Source organism: Cryobacterium sp. N19 (assembly GCF_002929595.1).
Classification (GTDB): domain Bacteria; phylum Actinomycetota; class Actinomycetes; order Actinomycetales; family Microbacteriaceae; genus Cryobacterium; species Cryobacterium flavum.
On sequence record NZ_PJJR01000048.1, the window covers coordinates 55,607 to 71,713 of the forward strand.

Below are 16,107 nucleotides of genomic sequence, written 5' to 3' on the forward strand. Positions count from 1 at the left end.
CCACCCTACTTTCTAGAACTCCACCCACGCACTGGGCAGCAGATGCTCCACTCGCGTCGGCGGGATGCGCTCGCTTCGCCGCTCCATTCGGTACACCAGAAACGCTGCCACGATGCCCGCCGCAGCGGCCAGCACCAGGGTGAAAGTGATGATCAGGTATGCCCAGCCCTCTCCGATGACTCCCTCCACGGTGGCGAACACGATTCCGAGGACCAGCACGCCGCTGGCCGCCCCCAAAGCGGCCCACGCACTGCGCGCGCCCGACGTTTTCTCGAGCTGCCGGTCGACGCAGGCGACCAGAACGACGCCGCCGATCAGCGCCGCGATGCTGACCGCCAGACCGACGGAACCGAAGCCCAGAACTGACCGTACGACGCCTTCGATCGTCTGACCAGCTCGCGCTTGGGGGTTACCGCCCATGGTCATCACGCCTAACACGGCGGTACCCAGAAGAAATCCGAGTACGGGCGCCAGCAACGCAATGGGCCAGTACCGGTGAAACATCATGCGTCCCACCCTAAAATGCCGAGATCGACGGGAATATGCCTAGTCCTGATAGCTCTTAATCGTTTCGCGGATGTCATTTGCAAAGAGATAGATCTCGTCAAGGCTTTCAATAGGGTGGCGAGTCTCGACCTTCTCAGCGTCGAAGACACCGAGGTATTTCTGCTTCTTTCCATTGAAATGAAGTCGAGCGACCGGCTTGCGATTATTGTCATCGAGAAGCACAGCGAAATATGATTTGGAGTCCCGGTGCATCACTCGTTGAGGCTTCACCTCGCTGCAAGCGATCGCCTTGACGATTTGATACCCTTCCAGCTCCTCAAGCGTCGTCTGAATCTCCGTGTCACGGGCGAGATCAACTTCAACAATGTCGTGGCTGTTGATGACATCGCCCTCTGCTGCTGAGGATCCTGAGAAGTTCGACCCGCCTAGGGCGGTCTTCAAGCGGTCGTTAACCTGATCATTCAGGAACTGCTTCGTAGACTTTGTGACCAGGGAAGTAAATTGCTCGCGGACTTTCTGCGTAAAGGCACCGTCGTAGACTCGTGTCGTGAAGAATCGAATCCAGTCGTCTTCGGGTTCAGTGAACTGAGCTGCGATCGTGCGCTTGATCTGACCTATGTATTTGAGTTCCTCAGCCGAGTTTATGATCGAGTCGAGATCGAAGACGTCCTTGGTCAGCTTCCGCAGCTCCGGAATCAGCGTTTCGTCGATGTCCATCAAATCGAGAACCAGAAACGGCTTTTCATCCATGCGGTTGGGTGCGTCTAAGTCCGTGTAGAACTGGTAAATTTCGCCATTTGTGAGAACGGCGATGCGCGCATTGGTGACCGCGAAGTAACGGAAGAGTTGCGAGGCGTGTTCTATCTTCAACGCTTCCGTAGATTTCTTGCATTCAATAAGGATCTGGACTTCACCGTCGCGCATAATCGCATAGTCGACTTTTTCGCCCTTTTTTACGCCGACATCGGCGGTGAACTCGGGGACCACTTCCAACGGATTGAACACGTCGTAGCCCAGGATCGTCGAGATAAACGGCATGATAAATGCGTTCTTGGTTGCTTCTTCAGTTTGAATTGCTTCGCGCTGGTTGCGTACTTTGAGAGCCAATGCCCCTATTAATTCTGCAAATTCCATCATTCCCCCAATTTGTGGTTCACTACCTCTGACCTTATCGAAACAATTTATTGGCTCAGACGAGCGGGAAGCCTCAAAGGGTGCTGCGTGGCACGGTCCACTCGTGTCGAAACTGGGTCATTACCTTCGAGACGGACTCGAAGTCGCTGCCGTAGTGCACAACAGTCGCATCATTGATGAGAGCGCATGCGGCGATGAGGGTGTCGCCCGCGCCGACCGGCCGCACCAGCGCGGCATGCCAGAGTCAGCTTTGGACCACTAAAGATTCGTCGATTGTGGGCGCGCGCGGGCAATCGCTGACGGCCGAGAGCTGAGTCCATACCCGGTCATGCTCGGACCCGTTCCGTGGGCTGAATCCGATTTCTGTGGCGGTTGGCGCGCAAACTGAGGTTGAAGCGGGGCTGTGCACCTCGACGATTTTGCGCCCCAACTCCACGCTCGCGGCCAGGACCAGTTTCACGGTCACGGTCACCGGCGCTGCCGCGGGCGTGCGCGACCTGGCCGGCAACCCCGTCTCATCGACCAGCTGGAAATTCACCACGGGTAGCTAGTCTAAAGAGATGCCCGACCTCGTCTGCTCCGACTGCGGCACCATCTACCCGGTGGAGAGCCTGATCTGGCTCTGCAGCTGCGGCGGCATGCTCGACGTGGTTGCCTTCGACACCACAGTGGATGCCGCGGCGCTGCCCGGCCGCGCCCCCTCACTCTGGCGCTACGCCGAAGCCCTGCCGATCGCCGCCGACCCCACCATCACCCTGGGGGAGGGCTTGTCGCCGCTCGTGCCAGCCCGCGCGCTGCCGCACGTGCAGCTCAAGCTGGACTTTCTGCTGCCGACGCTCTCGTTCAAGGACCGCGGCGCCGTGGTGCTCGCGACCCTCGCCAAACAGTTGCGCGTCGAAAGCGCCATGGTCGACAGCAGCGGCAACGCCGGCACAGCGATGGCCGCGTACTTCAGTCGGGCCGGCATCGACTGCACGGTCTACGTTCCCGAATCCACCTCGCCCGGCAAGCTCGCGCAGATGCGCGCCCACGGCGCCACGGTTGAACTGGTACCCGGTTCGCGCGCCGACACCTCCGCGGCGGCCCTGCGGGCTGCCGGGCAACCCGGCGTTTTGTACGCGAGCCACGTCTACCACCCCTATTTTCTGCACGGCGTCAAAACCTACGGCTACGAAATCTGGGAGCAGCGCGGGCGCTCCCTACCCGAGACCGTGGTGGTTCCAGTCGGCAACGGAACGATGCTGCTCGGCTGTTACCTCGCCTTCAGCGAGCTGGTGGCCGCGGGTCTCGCCGAGCGGATGCCGCGGATTGTCGCGGTGCAGGCATCCGCTTGTGCACCGCTGGAACAGGCCATGGCACAGGGTCTCGACTCGCCCGTGACCCTTGACGGCTCAGCCACGATCGCGGAGGGCATCGCCATTGCGGCGCCGCCCCGGGGACGACAAATTCTCGCGGCCGTGCGCGCGACCGGCGACACCATCGTCTCCGTCACCGACCGGCAGACCGCGGCCGCCCGGCAGGAACTGGCCGACGAAGGACTCTTCGTCGAGCCGACCTCGGCCGTGTGTTTCGCCGCGGTGCGCGCCGCCGTCGACCAGACGTTCGACTCCGCCAGCCGCACCTGGGCGGCGGCTGAGAGCCTGCTCACGGCCGAGTCGGTGGTCGTGCCCCTCTGCGGTGCCGGCCTGAAATCGCCCACGTCAACCACGCGGTACTCGTGATCAACGACGACCCCGCGGACGCCCCCCTGTGTCCTGCCTGCGGCGTCACGATGATCACCGACGGCGTCGACACCGCCGAGGGGCTGGAATCCTGCCATCGGTGCGCACGATGCCGACTGGTTATAGTCATACCCGGCCTCTGGCCGGAATAGGCCGATCCCTGGCGAAAAACTTTTCAATTGCAGAAGAATCACGTTTATTCTGGTGAACATTCTTGAGAAGACCGCTTGTTCTTGCGCCAATCTGGGTTTAGCAGCCGATACCGGCCAGTTGAGTCAGCAGTCCCGGCTCAGCCCAACTCATACGTCGAAGGAATGAACATGACTGAGTACCAGAAAGACATCGAGGATATCGAAGCCCTCAAGCAGCAGGTCGGCAGCAGCTGGGACGCCATCAACCCCGAGTCCGTCGCCCGCATGCGTGCCCAGAACCGGTTCAAGACCGGCCTCGAGATCGCGCAGTACACCGCCGACATCATGCGGAAAGACATGGGCGAGTATGACGCCGACTCCTCGGTCTACACCCAGTCATTGGGCGTCTGGCACGGTTTCATCGGCCAGCAGAAGATGATCTCGATCAAGAAGCACCTCAAGACGACGAACAAGCGCTACCTGTACCTGTCCGGCTGGATGGTTGCGGCGCTGCGCAGCGAATTCGGTCCGCTCCCCGACCAGTCCATGCACGAGAAGACGACCGTTCCGGCTCTGGTCGAGGAGATCTACACCTTCCTCCGCCAGGCTGACGCCCGCGAGCTCGACCTGCTCTTCACCGGCCTCGACAACGCCCGCATCGTTGGCGACGACGCCAAGGCCGCTCAAATCCAGACGCAGATCGACAACTTCGAGACCCACGTTGTGCCGATCATCGCCGACATCGATGCCGGCTTCGGTAACCCGGAAGCCACCTACCTCCTGGCCAAGAAAATGATCGAGGCTGGCGCCTGCGCCATCCAGATCGAGAACCAGGTGTCGGACGAGAAGCAGTGTGGCCACCAGGACGGCAAGGTCACCGTTCCTCACGAAGACTTCATCGCCAAGCTGAACGCCGTTCGCTACGCGTTCCTCGAGCTCGGCATCGAGAACGGCATCATCGTCTCGCGCACCGACTCGCTCGGTGCCGGCCTCACCCAGAAGCTCGCCGTGACGTACACGCCCGGCGACTTGGGCGACCAGTACAACTCCTTCCTCGATGTTGACGAAATCACAGAGGCCGACCTCGGCAACGGCGACGTCGTCATCAAGCGGGGCGGCAAGCTTTTGCGCCCGAAGCGCCTGGCCAGCAATCTGTTCCAATTCCGTGCCGGAACCGGCGAGGCTCGTTGCGTGCTCGACAGCATCACGTCGCTGCAGAACGGTGCCGACCTGCTCTGGATCGAGACTGAGAAGCCGCACATCGGCCAGATCGCCGGCATGATGAACGAGGTTCGCAAGGCCATCCCGAATGCCAAGCTGGTCTACAACAACAGCCCGTCGTTCAACTGGACCCTGAACTTCCGTCAGCAGGCCTACGACGCACTCCTCGCCGAGAGCAAGGACGTCTCCGCTTACGACCGCGCCAAGCTCATGAGCGTCGACTACGACGAGACTGAACTTGCCGTGAACGCCGACGAGAAGATCCGCACCTTCCAGCGCGACAGCTCGAAAGAGGCTGGCATCTTCCACCACCTCATCACCCTGCCGACGTACCACACGGCCGCACTCTCGACGGATGACCTGGCCAAGGGCTACTTCGCCGACCAGGGCATGCTCGCCTACGTCAAGGGCGTGCAGCGTCGCGAAATCCGCGAGGGAATCGCCACGGTCAAGCACCAGAACATGTCTGGTTCAGACCTCGGTGACAACCACAAGGAGTACTTCGCCGGTGCCGCAGCCCTCAAGGCTGGCGGCGTGAACAACACGAGCAACCAGTTTGAGGAACCGGCTTTGAGCAGCCACTAACTCCCGCTGAGTGACCAGGAAGCCCCAGTCGAAAGACTGGGGCTTCCTTGTTGTATCCGTCCAGACTTGAGACACGGTCGCGGTGGCAGAAGTGTGCCAAAGTCAGGCATGGAACATTTAGACACCATCGTGGTCGGCGCCGGCGTAGCCGGCCTGACGGCCGCTCGACTGCTGGCGAAAGCGGGCCGCAGCGTCGTCGTACTCGAGGCCCGCGACCGCGTCGGCGGCCGGGTGTACACGGACCGCACCGACGGGCTGGTCACCGACCTGGGCGCATCCTGGATTCACGGCGTGACTGACAACCCCGTCGCGGCAGCGGCAGAGGCTTTCGGCTTGCCGACCGTGGAGTTCACCGTCGGGGGATACCAGCCGGACAGCCGCCCGATCGCTTACTACGGTCCGACCGGCGAGCGACTCTCTGATGATGCCGCGCTGGCCTTCGCCGACGACGTGCGTGCGGTCGACGCCGCGCTCGTCACGGCGGTCGCTGCCTCGAAAGCGGATGCCTCCTACCGCGACGCGACCGAGACGGCCTTGGCCAGCCAGGGCTGGAGCTTCGAGCGCGGGGAGCGGGTGCGCGAGTTTTTGCAGCACCGGAGCGAGGAACAATACGGGGCGTGGATCGAAGATCTGGCCGCGCACGGCCTGGATGACGATGTCATCGACGGTGACGAAGTGGTCTTTCCAAACGGCTATGACCAACTGCCGGGGCGCTTGGCGGCCGGGCTGGACATCCGCTTCGACCAGATCGTTACCCTTCTGCGCTGGTCGACGGAGGGCGTCACTGTCACGACAGGGGGCGGCACGGTGACGGCGGGCACCGCGGTCGTGACGGTGTCGATCGGGGTGCTCCAGTCGACGGATTTCACGATTGAACCGGCGCTCCCCGAACCGAACGCGAACGCCCTGGGGCGACTCACGATGAACGCCTTCGAGAAGGTCTTTCTGCGGTTTTCGACCAAGTTCTGGGACGAGGGAGTCTATGCAATCCGGCAGCAAGGGGCCGAAGGGCGTCGGTGGCACTCCTGGTACGACCTCACGGCCCTGCACGGACCACCGACACTGTTGACCTTTGCAGCGGGTCCGGTGGCCCGAGAGATTCGCGAGTGGTCGGAACAACAGGTCGTCGACTCCGTTCTCGCGCAGCTGCGGCGGCTGTACGGCGACCGAGTTGAGCAGCCGACCAGTGTGCACATCACCGCCTGGCAGGACGATCCTTTCGCTCGCGGTTCGTACGCCTACATGAAGCTCGGCTCCACGACGGCGGACCACGACGACCTCGCGACGCCCATCGGGGGAGTGCTACACCTCGCCGGTGAGGCAACCTGGACGGACGATCCCGCGACGGTCACCGCGGCCTTCTGCTCCGGCCACCGAGCGGCGTCGAATATTCTGCACCAAGAGATCCCTATTGCCCAGGTGTGGGGGGACCGGCCCGCTCAATAGTCACTTTTGTGGGGTGTTGGCCGCCCCCAACCGTACAAAGTTGTCCACTGAGGCCGGCGTCAGTGGGCGCCGCCGAGGTTGCCGGCGTACTCGAACTGGGTCATCAGGTCGTTGCTGGAGGCGAAGAACAGCGCTCCGGTCACCGTGTAATACGCGGTAGGAACGGGCTGGTCGAGTTCGAGGGTGCGTTCCACCCGGGCGAGGTGGGCGACGCGGCGGGCGAAGGCGACCATTGCGACGATGACCCCGACGACCACGCCGATCGCGAGGTTGTGAGTGAGAACGATGACGATGACCGTGGCGACCATGACGGTGGTCTCGCTCTTCGGCATCCGCTTGAGGGTTGAGAAACGGATGCTGTGCCAGTCGAACGTGAGATAAGACACGATTATCATCACCGCGACCAGGGCGGCCATGGGAACTGCGGCGAGCACGTCGCCGAGGCCGAGGACCAGCACGAGCAGGAAGATGCCGGCGAGGAAGGTGGAGATGCGGGTGCGGGCGCCGGAGGCTTTCACGTTGATCATGGTCTGGCCGATCATGGCGCAGCCGCCCATGCCGCCGAAGATGCCGGACATGACGTTGGCGACGCCCTGGCCCCAGGTCTCGCGGGTCTTGTTGGAGTGGGTATCGGTGATCTCGTCGACGAACTTCGCCGTCATGAGGGACTCGAGAATTCCCACCAGCGCCATGCCGAGCGCGAACGGCGCGATGATGGTGAACGTTTCCCAGTTGAGCGGAACGCTTGGGAGGAACAGTTCGGGAAGGCTCTTCGGCAATTCGCCCTGGTCGCCGATCGTCGGCACGTTGAGGCCGATGACCACGGTCGCCACGGTGAGTACCACGATCGCGACGAGCGGCGCCGGAATGACCTTGGTGATACGTGGCATGACGATCATGATGATCAGGCCGGCGGCGACGAGCGGGTACACCAGGAACGGAACGCCGAGCAGCTGGGGGAGCTGTGAGGTGAATATGAGTATGGCGAGGGCATTGACGAAGCCGACCATTACGCTGCGAGGGATGAACCGCATGAGTTTGGCGACGCCGACCAGGCTCAGCACGATTTGGAACACCCCGGCGAGGATGACGGTGGCGACGAAGTATTCCATCCCGTAGTCGCGGGCGACCGGGGCGATCACGAGGGCGACAGCGCCGGTTGCGGCGGTGATCATGGCCGGGCGTCCGCCGACGAACGCGATGGTGACGGCCATGACGAACGAGGAGAACAGGCCCACGCGGGGGTCGACGCCGGCGATGATCGAGAAGGCGATGGCCTCGGGAATCAGCGCCATCGCCACGACCAGTCCGGCGAGCACTTCGCGGGTGAGCAGGCGCGGCGTGCGCAGTGCGGTGAGCACCGAGGGTTCCGCCTTGTAGCGGTTGGATGCAGCAGATTTTTGAACGATGGCCATGAGGCCTCCAGAAGCTGGGCCGACAATGCGGCCGAAGTGGATAGGGAAGAGTTGGGTGGGCGCCGCAGTGCGCACCTCCACCGGACCTTGAGGCCGTGCCCACACGGGCAGGGCGATCAAGGACAATGGTGGGAGAGTGGGCTCACAGATGAATGTCAGCCGACTTTCGCAACACTACCTTAACGTAAGGGTTGATTGTGACCCTAAAGAAAGAGGCTTCCGGTGGAACCAGGCGCGACAGTCCCTGCGGTCACGATGCATATCGGCGAACTCGCCGACAAGACCGGGCTCTCGCTGCGCACGATCCGTCACTACGACGAGGTCGGCCTACTCAAGGCATCCGCTCGCACCGATGGTGGCTTTCGGCTCTACACGCCCGACGATTTCACTCGGCTGATGCTCATTCGTCGCATGAAACCGCTCGGCTTCACCCTCGACGAGATGACGACACTGCTGGCGGTCATCGACGCCCGACAAAACGGTGAAGCGGATGCCGACACCCCCGAAACCAGGCAGCAACTGGACGCCTTCATCACCGAAACCGCTGCCCGACGCCAGAAACTCCAGGACCAACTCGGCATGGCCGACGAGTTTCTGGAGTTGCTCCGCGCGCAGTAGGAGTGGCGGTCCCTGCACACATAGACGAAACCACCTCGATACAGTGGGACCCACATCCCCAATTGACTACTTCTATTAGAAGCGAGTTTCTATGTCACTGAGCGTCAACTCCGCCCCATCGATCGCTGGGCTCGCCTTGAGCCGAACTTCTGCCCCTCGCGCCACCGAAGAGCAGCCGGGCGATAAGCTCATGTCTCTGTTGACGGCATCCGATCGCGAGGTCGTTTATCAAGCGACCGGACGTCGAGTCAATGACAGCTCAAAGATTGTGTCCATGTTTGCGGTCGAAATCGCCTTGGACCGTCAGTCGGGATATCTCTTGGCCGGTCAGGAGATTTCACCGGCGTACCTTCAGCTCCTGGCCACCAAATACGCCGGTGACGAGTACTCGCAATCATTCGGAGTCGCCATCGACAATGCTTTGAGCTACCTGACCGGGCAGGCGCCCCAAGCGGCCCTCGACGTCACTGCCTGACGCCCGTCTCTCTCCCTGCGGCCCTTGATTTAGCTACCGCTGCTCGCGAACTTCGATGTTAACGAAAAGGTCAATCCCTATCGGCCTTCGGGAGGACGCCGCTTCCGAGTCTTTCGAGGAGGTCGACGGTCTTTTCGGTCGCGTCCCGAATTCGTCTCAACGTGCCGACCACGCTGATGCTCGCGAAGAGGGCAACAAGTATAAGGGCAACTTCTGGCCACGTTGGGTTCATGCTTTCACGCTAGCCGACGTGTGGACGGGATGCCGCGAGCGGTAGTTCCGCCTCTACTCACGGATTGAGAAGAGTTCCTGCGGCGTTGTAGCAAGAGCGTCGCAAACGAGGGTGAGCGTGGTGAAGCGGATGGCCTTCGCCCGGTTGTTCTTGAGAATCGAGAGGTTGGCCATGGTGATGCCGGTGCGAGAAGACAGCTCCGTGAGCGTCATGCCTTTGCTGATTAATACTGCGTCTAAATGGCAGACGATCCGGTGGTTGGTCGAAGTCTCATCGAGCGATTCAGACAACTCCGTCGACATCCTTCTCGAGTTTCGCGCCGGCCTGGAACGCGGCGGTGAGGGCGAGCGCAACAAGTCCGGCGATAATAATGGACACCGGCCACTGCGGGGAGTTGATGTTGATCCCTTGATAGTCGCCGCCGAGGAACCGTTCCTGCTGTTCTGTAGAGACCAATCCGGCTCCGAACAGGAGCCCGATGCGTGAGGCGACATAGACGCTCGCGACGGTGTCAGCGAGGGCCTGTGACACCCCGCCGATAAGGAGCGCGAGGCTGAGCCGTCGCCAGTTCGTGACGACGAACGGGTCGAAAGGACGTGCCTGCGCTATCCCGCGCAGAACGCGGAGGAGGAAGACCGTCGCTAGAACAATCGTAGCGGCGTGAATGAGCGCCGGAAGGGCGCACAGGAGGCGCAATGACAGGTCGGCGTCAGCCAATGTGCCGCTCGCGCCGTCGTACAGGTCTGCTTTCAAGAGCTGCGGCAGGTGGGCCAGGGGCAGTCGGCCGTCAGCGCCACCAAACGCTGCCAGCGTGCGCCCGGTTGCGATCGTAATTGCCTGCGTGATGTTGCTCAGAACCGTGAAGCTCGCGACGATCAGCAGGATCGCGCGGACCACCCTGAAGGCTTTCTGCCGCTCGCGAAGTGGTCGACTATCGATGACATTCCCCTGGACCATGAGTTACTCCATATTGTTATTCAATGTTATTGAATATCAATATACACGGAGTCGTGACAGCGTGAGCAACCTACCGGCGTAGCAGTGCAGTGATCTGCGGGAGACCGTCTCGTTCGAGGCTGTTGAGTACGTCATGTGCTGTTCCAGGCGGATTTGTCCAGGCGTCGGCGATCGCTTGTATCGCTCGATGCACCGCCGGCCCATTGAGGTAAAATTGATCGACCAGAAAGTCATCCGGGTGCTTCGCTTCGATGCCCCATTTCTCAAGCTCCCGAGCCGGAAAATCCTTCACGTTGAACGTCACGATGGCCTGAGCGCCGGACTTGACGGCCGCCGCGACCACGTGGCGATCGTTCGGGTCGTTCGTGAGACTGATGGCGGGAATCAACTCTTCGTAGCCGGTCACCATGCTGTCGCTGACCACGGTGCGCAGGAGCTGGCGTGTTCGGGCCAGCCTCCCCGCGTCGAGGTCCGGCCTGTTCTTCGCAAGGCTTCGGAAGGTCTCCTCCAGGATCTCCTCAGTCCACTTGGCCTGGACCAGACCGCCGAGGGCAATGCGGATGAGGACGTCTCGGAGCGTTGATGGGTACAGCACGTTCGCGTCATAAACGGCGACGAAAGTCACCGCGCGACGCCCATCTCCTGACCGAGCCGAGTGAGTTCGTCCGCTGCTGACCGACCTCGTACATCGTTGTCGCGCTGGTATCCAAGAAGGGAATCGGCTCGGATTCGACGGTGGGTTCCGACTAGTCGGTAAGCGATTCGACCCTCGTTGAGCATTTTCACCACGAATGGCCGTGAGACGTTGAGGATTTCAGCCGCCTGTTGAGTCGTCAGCTCGGCGTGCAGTGGCACGATGCTCACGCTCTGGCCGGCAGCCATGTTTGCGAGCACCGACACCAGCAAGTCGATCGCTGCGCGGGGGACCACCACCGGTTCGGCCTCGTCGGCCACGGTGAGTGTGACCGGCCCGTCCTGGCCCTGGTGCTCGGCCAGCACGCGCCGCACTGAAATCAAGGCGGTCCTGGCCAGCTCTTGATCTGGATTCGGCAGAAGGTGCTCCATGGTGAATGCCATGACCACATTCAAACACGTAACACGGCCTAAACGCAATAAACGAATCTTGGCGTGCTCAGCCCGCATTGCCCCGGCGCGGGCGCTGGCGCCATGGATGCACGTGCGACAGAATTGCACCTAGCAAGTCCTGCACCCCGTCTCGAAGGCCCGGACCGGGAGCGCGCTGGCGGTCGTGGCCTCGTGCAATGGGAGGGCCACCAATGGGAAGCGTGAGCGCCTACGCGACGGCGAACGGGAAGCGCTACCGAGTGCAGTACCGCAAGCCGGATCGGTCCGCGACAAGCAAGCGTGGCATCATCACGAAGCGGGAAGCCATCCTGTTCCTGGCCTCCGTGGAGGTCGCCAAGAGCCACGGAGCCTACCTGGACCCGAGTCGGTCGCGGGTGACGGTGGCCGAGTGGATGGAGCGGTGGCTCGCCACACGCAGTGACCTGCGACCCTCCACACTTGACCGCGTCGAGGGGATCATTCGACGCAATATCGTGCCGACTCTGGGACGAGTGCCGCTCAGCGAACTTCAGCGCATCGACGTGCAGGAGTGGGCGGCGAAGCTGTCGGAGAACCAGGCAGCGTGGTCGGTGCGCAAAATCGTCAACACCCTGGGCGCGGCCCTGCAACTGGCCGTCGACGACGGCCGCATCCCGGCCAATCCGGCTGCACGCCTCAAGTTGCCCAAAGTGTCGAAGGTCTCGAAGCGGTATCTGAGCCACGAGCAGGTCAGAGACCTCTCAGCGGCCGCAGAACGGCGCGGCAGTCGCTACGGGCTCGTGGTGCTGGTTCTGAGCTATTGCGGTCTGCGCTGGGGCGAATTGGCCGGCCTGACCGTCGCCGACGTCGATCTGACCCGCAGCAGGCTTGAGATTCGGCACACCATGATCGAGGTGAACGGCTACCTCGTCGAATCCACGCCCAAGACCTACGAGGAACGGTCCATTCCCGTGCCTGCCTTCGTGGTCGAGCTCCTGCGCGTTGCTGTCGCCGACCGCGCAGCGACCGAGCACGTCTTTGTCGGCCTGCGTGGCGGGGGAGTGCTGCGCAATCGCGTGTTCCGGCGCGGGTTCCTCACTGCGGCCGCCGACGAAATCGGGGTGCCGGGTTTGACGCCTCACGAACTACGTCACACCTGCGCCAGCCTGGCCGTTTTAGCGGGCGCAAACGTGAAAGCACTGCAGCGGATGCTCGGCCATGCGTCGGCCAAAGAGACTCTCGACACCTATGCAGACCTCTTCGACTCGGACTTAGACAGCGTTGCAGTCGCGTTGAATCACGTTGTCGAGGCGCTAAGTGAAGTCAAAATGTAGTCAGACGGCCAAATCTTCCAAATCGTGATGGGAAGAAAACGGGCCTTGATCGGGCCTTTCTTGGTGTGTGTCACGTGCCATCCTAGTCCGGACAAATTGCCAATTCCGGACACCCGGAATTGCGCGGAAGTTGGCGATCGCAACGCCGTCAGTTTTGCCAACATACTCCGGACACGCGGAGGCCGCGATGGTCGAACGCCGTCTTGCAGCGCGCTGAGCGTCGCCCCGCACCTCAGGCGGGTCGGATGCAGCGCTGCGCTACAAGCGGATTCCGAGCAACCCGCCCTCCGATGAGTCGTCGAAGAGTTCGAGAATGGTCGACGATTTGGTGTCAACGTCCAGTTCCTCCAAATCTTTGAAAGGAATATCGTCGCTATTGATAGTGAGGAGATACTGGGCGCCCCGCTGCTCGGCGGACTTCGTCGCTAAATTGATCGAGCCCGCTGTTTGCCGCTCGTCGACGCCGTCAAATACGATGCTGTCGTGTGCCAGGAATCTAATTCCGCTATCAGCTTGGCTCCACCGTTCAGACAGACATAGGTCGTAGGCAAAAATGCTCACTTTACCCAACCCGTGGGATCCTTGGCGGGGGATAGAGACTTTGAACCGGTAACCTGACGCGCTCGGGTCGACTACTAGATCAGCCTCTTCTTTGTACAGCGATAGGAAGATTTCATTGAATCGCGCGATTGTGGATGCGAGCCGACCAAGGCGTTGTTCGAAGTCCTCTTGCGTCCGACTGGCCAATTCAAGCTCAGCCGCTTTAACGGCGGATTTTCCTTTACGCACTTCCCGCAGTTCATCAACCTTCGCGCTCATCGACTTCAAAGCGCCCGAAAGCGCACCTGATTTACGCTGCAGTTCGACGAAATCATCAAGTGCTCGATGAGTTCGGAGAATCGACATTTCGGCTTGGCGCTTTTCATCAAGGTGTGAAAGCGTACTTTCGAGTTCTCGCTTGCTCGCCTCGATGCGGCGAATCTCTGTTGCGAGATATTCCTTTCGATTGCTCGCGACTTCGGCCCGAAAGGCCCTCACCTGATCGAGCGATTTTTGCACAGCGTGTGGGAACAGTACGCCCGCTTCTTCATAGAGCGCCTTCAGATTTAGAGAATCGTCCTCGTCGGATTCTGAAGCCAAACGTGACTGATAAAGAGCGAGTAGTTCAGCATCGATAAGCATTGCATTTGCTAGGCGCTGCATCTCAGCGGTGAGCTTGTTCGCATTGTGCTCGATTGCTCGGTACTCGGGAAGGACTCTGAAGTCTCGGAGTTGCCTTTCCAACTGCGCTAGCTGTACCTCAGCACTAGCCCGACGCGATTCAAGCTCCCCGAGGCGCTCAGCAACCTCGTCCATCTGGACCTTGCCATAGCTCGAATTTCTATCGCGGAGCTCTTGCCAAGCCTCCCCGAGTCGCGAGTTCAGACCAAGGAGAAAGGAATTGTCGACCTCACGTTGGTACGCGCGTTGTTTCGCAAAAGTTTCAAATGGATCGATGTAGGCATCATCTCTAAAACGCAGGAAATGCCCGAACACCCTACGGAATGTCGGAGAATACTCGCTCCTCTCCAAGCTGCTATCAAGACCGAACACACGTGACCCCAGCCAGTCAGTCCAAGCGCGCAGCCCCATGTATAAATTAGGCTCGTCATCGTCGCGCAGACGTAGCTCTTTCAGGGCGCCCGATAGTGACACTCCACTAACTTGAAATCCACGCTGAATAGTAAGTTCATGTTTTCCATCAACAAGAACAGTGAGGCTAAACTCCCAGTCGGAGTCTTTGAGCTTGTTGAGGCTGTCTTTGGGCTTGACCGACCCGCCGAAGCAGTAATCGATCGCCTGAAGCAGCGATGATTTTCCGACTCCGTTCCGGGAATCGGTATTCGTGGATTTAGCTGAGCGATGCGCGATTACCATATTCAGACCATCTCGAAAAGTCGCTGTCTTGAACGATGGTTTGTTCGCTGTAAGTCGGACCAGTTTCAAGAAGATCCCCATTCTAGAATTCCGTGATTCATATTTACAGCACCCAGAATGAACAGGAAGCTGAGCGCAGCCTCGAAACGACCGAACGTCAGATCATCGTCCCCTTTTGAGGACGTGTGCCATAGCTCACTAACGGTTTGGTCGATGGACCTGTTCGCGAGAAGTATGCCCGCTTGCCCAATAAGAGACTGACGCTCGTGCACGTACTTGTCAGGCAGTAGCAACACTTGGCGCCTTGAAAACATCGCAAATTTCAAAAAGGTGACAGAGCACCGCTAGACCTGCGGCTTCGCGCTCGAATCTCACGCTCTGCGATGAACCGAGGTCTGAGGCGCCAGCAGCGGCGAAGTTTTGCATCTCGAGGAATAGCGCGTCGCCTGTTACCCCGTTTGCATAGATCCGGTCGTACTCAGCAACGAAACCTGCACGCAATCGACCCGGAAAGCTTGAGTCGATTCTTGTCGCATACTCACCGATGAACTGTGCCACTTGAGGCGCTTGCATCAGTCCTAGTCGCATCCGGTATGCCGAGATTGAAGTCATCTCATTATCGTTCATCTTGTCTGCAGGCGGGACCGAGATCAACGCGGTGCTTCCGAGCTGGCTGGTTTCTGAAACTAGGCTGTCGCAAACGACACGAAGCTCCGCAAACTGGACAGCGCGCATACCCTCGGTCAACCTAGCTTCCACCCATGCCTCCAAGCGAGACTTCCAGGCATGGAGTTCTCCCACTGAGTATGAATTGTCTTGTTTGTCGACTAGGGGATGGTGATGACCGCATAGAAGGAGAAGGTTGGCGTAGCTGTTCTTTTCCTTGTCTGACATGCCGGGGTGGGCTCTAGGCCCGATGTCTGATGAGCCGACAATGTGCGCAATGTACGCAAGAATCGCTTCTGCGTCTTTCGGAGTCGCAGGTTCAATCAATCGATTTGGGCATGCCGGAAAAGCACAGTAAAAGCCAGCTTTACCGAACAATAGCTTCAGATCTCTATCCTGATAGCTTCGTGCCACGCTTCGCCCCCCCGGCCTCCATTGGTTTCATCGTATCGGACTGAAACTTTTCGATTGGTCAGATGATGGCAACGCAAGTAGTCGGCGTGCCGGAAGCTGTCGTGCTGAACCGGGCTCCCAAAAACTCGAGCGGAAACAGGTTCAGACAAAGGCTTCCTCAGCCAGCGTCATCGGTCATGAACTACTGACCGCTGCCGCGGCTACGAGTGGCTCGACGGCCGCATCGCTAATCGGAATCCTACGGACTCACCTCCGGTGCCAAACTCGACCGCCTACGGCGGCGCTTTCTT

General features: G+C 60.4%; 18 protein-coding genes. 7 read left to right on the forward strand and 11 right to left on the reverse strand.

The features are described from left to right. Positions 1-12 precede the first annotated feature (12 nt). The gene (locus CXY78_RS06525) at positions 13-507 is read right to left on the reverse strand and encodes a hypothetical protein (protein ID WP_104088679.1); all 495 of its coding nucleotides are present in this window, start codon (positions 505-507) and stop codon (positions 13-15) included. Positions 508-546: 39 nt separating this feature from the next. Continuing rightward, a complete protein-coding gene (locus CXY78_RS06530) occupies positions 547-1,641 on the reverse strand; it encodes a type I restriction endonuclease (RefSeq protein ID WP_104088890.1) in 1,095 nt (364 codons plus the stop codon). Positions 1,642-2,006: 365 nt separating this feature from the next. Here CXY78_RS06530 and CXY78_RS06535 point away from each other — a divergent pair, with 365 nt between their 5' ends. The 4 genes from CXY78_RS06535 to CXY78_RS06550 all read left to right on the forward strand — a co-directional run bounded on the left by CXY78_RS06535 (position 2,007) and on the right by CXY78_RS06550 (position 6,745). Continuing rightward, a complete protein-coding gene (locus tag CXY78_RS06535) occupies positions 2,007-2,192 on the forward strand; it encodes an Ig-like domain-containing protein (RefSeq protein WP_233197325.1) in 186 nt (61 codons plus the stop codon). A gap of 9 nt (positions 2,193-2,201) precedes the next feature. After that, complete coding sequence (locus CXY78_RS06540) at positions 2,202-3,362, forward strand: threonine synthase (protein ID WP_104088682.1); 1,161 nt, start codon at positions 2,202-2,204, stop codon at positions 3,360-3,362. A 320-nt stretch (positions 3,363-3,682) separates the two neighbouring features. Then, a complete protein-coding gene (locus tag CXY78_RS06545; protein ID WP_092340842.1) occupies positions 3,683-5,299 on the forward strand; it encodes an isocitrate lyase in 1,617 nt (538 codons plus the stop codon). A gap of 108 nt (positions 5,300-5,407) precedes the next feature. Next, positions 5,408-6,745, forward strand: a complete 1,338-nt coding sequence (locus CXY78_RS06550) for an NAD(P)/FAD-dependent oxidoreductase (protein ID WP_104088684.1) — start codon at positions 5,408-5,410, stop codon at positions 6,743-6,745. 59 nt (positions 6,746-6,804) lie between these two features. Here the strand turns inward: CXY78_RS06550 and CXY78_RS06555 are convergent, their stop codons facing one another. Continuing rightward, a complete protein-coding gene (locus CXY78_RS06555; RefSeq protein ID WP_104088686.1) occupies positions 6,805-8,160 on the reverse strand; it encodes a SulP family inorganic anion transporter in 1,356 nt (451 codons plus the stop codon). 255 nt (positions 8,161-8,415) lie between these two features. On the opposite strand from CXY78_RS06555, the gene CXY78_RS06560 reads away from it, so the two are divergent. Continuing rightward, on the forward strand, positions 8,416-8,778 hold the full coding sequence (locus tag CXY78_RS06560) for a MerR family transcriptional regulator (RefSeq protein ID WP_092340845.1): 363 nt from the start codon (positions 8,416-8,418) through the stop codon (positions 8,776-8,778). A gap of 274 nt (positions 8,779-9,052) precedes the next feature. Next, positions 9,053-9,253 carry a hypothetical protein gene (locus CXY78_RS20705; protein ID WP_140425499.1) on the forward strand — a complete coding sequence of 67 codons (201 nt, stop codon included), beginning with the start codon at positions 9,053-9,055 and terminating at the stop codon, positions 9,251-9,253. 70 nt (positions 9,254-9,323) lie between these two features. Here the strand turns inward: CXY78_RS20705 and CXY78_RS21595 are convergent, their stop codons facing one another. The 5 genes from CXY78_RS21595 to CXY78_RS06585 form a co-directional block, all read right to left on the reverse strand. Then, positions 9,324-9,485 carry a hypothetical protein gene (locus CXY78_RS21595; protein ID WP_158252805.1) on the reverse strand — a complete coding sequence of 54 codons (162 nt, stop codon included), beginning with the start codon at positions 9,483-9,485 and terminating at the stop codon, positions 9,324-9,326. A 53-nt stretch (positions 9,486-9,538) separates the two neighbouring features. Continuing rightward, positions 9,539-9,775, reverse strand: coding sequence for a helix-turn-helix transcriptional regulator (locus CXY78_RS21600; RefSeq protein WP_255410003.1), 237 nt, complete (start codon positions 9,773-9,775; stop codon positions 9,539-9,541). Continuing rightward, a complete protein-coding gene (locus tag CXY78_RS06575) occupies positions 9,768-10,442 on the reverse strand; it encodes a DUF2975 domain-containing protein (protein WP_104088690.1) in 675 nt (224 codons plus the stop codon). The genes CXY78_RS21600 and CXY78_RS06575 overlap by 8 nt, the downstream gene beginning before the upstream one ends. A gap of 70 nt (positions 10,443-10,512) precedes the next feature. Then, positions 10,513-11,067, reverse strand: coding sequence for a PIN domain-containing protein (locus tag CXY78_RS06580; RefSeq protein ID WP_104088691.1), 555 nt, complete (start codon positions 11,065-11,067; stop codon positions 10,513-10,515). After that, complete coding sequence (locus CXY78_RS06585; RefSeq protein WP_092340850.1) at positions 11,064-11,519, reverse strand: helix-turn-helix domain-containing protein; 456 nt, start codon at positions 11,517-11,519, stop codon at positions 11,064-11,066. Before CXY78_RS06585 ends, CXY78_RS06580 begins: the two co-directional genes overlap by 4 nt. Positions 11,520-11,719: 200 nt before the next feature. Here CXY78_RS06585 and CXY78_RS06590 point away from each other — a divergent pair, with 200 nt between their 5' ends. Continuing rightward, a complete protein-coding gene (locus tag CXY78_RS06590) occupies positions 11,720-12,820 on the forward strand; it encodes a site-specific integrase (RefSeq protein ID WP_158252807.1) in 1,101 nt (366 codons plus the stop codon). 258 nt (positions 12,821-13,078) lie between these two features. Here the strand turns inward: CXY78_RS06590 and CXY78_RS06595 are convergent, their stop codons facing one another. The 3 genes from CXY78_RS06595 to CXY78_RS20710 are packed head-to-tail and all read right to left on the reverse strand — an operon-like array spanning position 13,079 to position 15,817. Continuing rightward, positions 13,079-14,818 carry a DUF2326 domain-containing protein gene (locus CXY78_RS06595; protein WP_104088694.1) on the reverse strand — a complete coding sequence of 580 codons (1,740 nt, stop codon included), beginning with the start codon at positions 14,816-14,818 and terminating at the stop codon, positions 13,079-13,081. Beyond that, positions 14,803-15,051 carry an ABC-three component system middle component 6 gene (locus CXY78_RS22080; RefSeq protein WP_369827265.1) on the reverse strand — a complete coding sequence of 83 codons (249 nt, stop codon included), beginning with the start codon at positions 15,049-15,051 and terminating at the stop codon, positions 14,803-14,805. The genes CXY78_RS06595 and CXY78_RS22080 overlap by 16 nt, the downstream gene beginning before the upstream one ends. Continuing rightward, positions 15,017-15,817, reverse strand: a complete 801-nt coding sequence (locus tag CXY78_RS20710) for a hypothetical protein (RefSeq protein ID WP_140425500.1) — start codon at positions 15,815-15,817, stop codon at positions 15,017-15,019. The genes CXY78_RS22080 and CXY78_RS20710 overlap by 35 nt, the downstream gene beginning before the upstream one ends. Positions 15,818-16,107 lie beyond the last annotated feature (290 nt).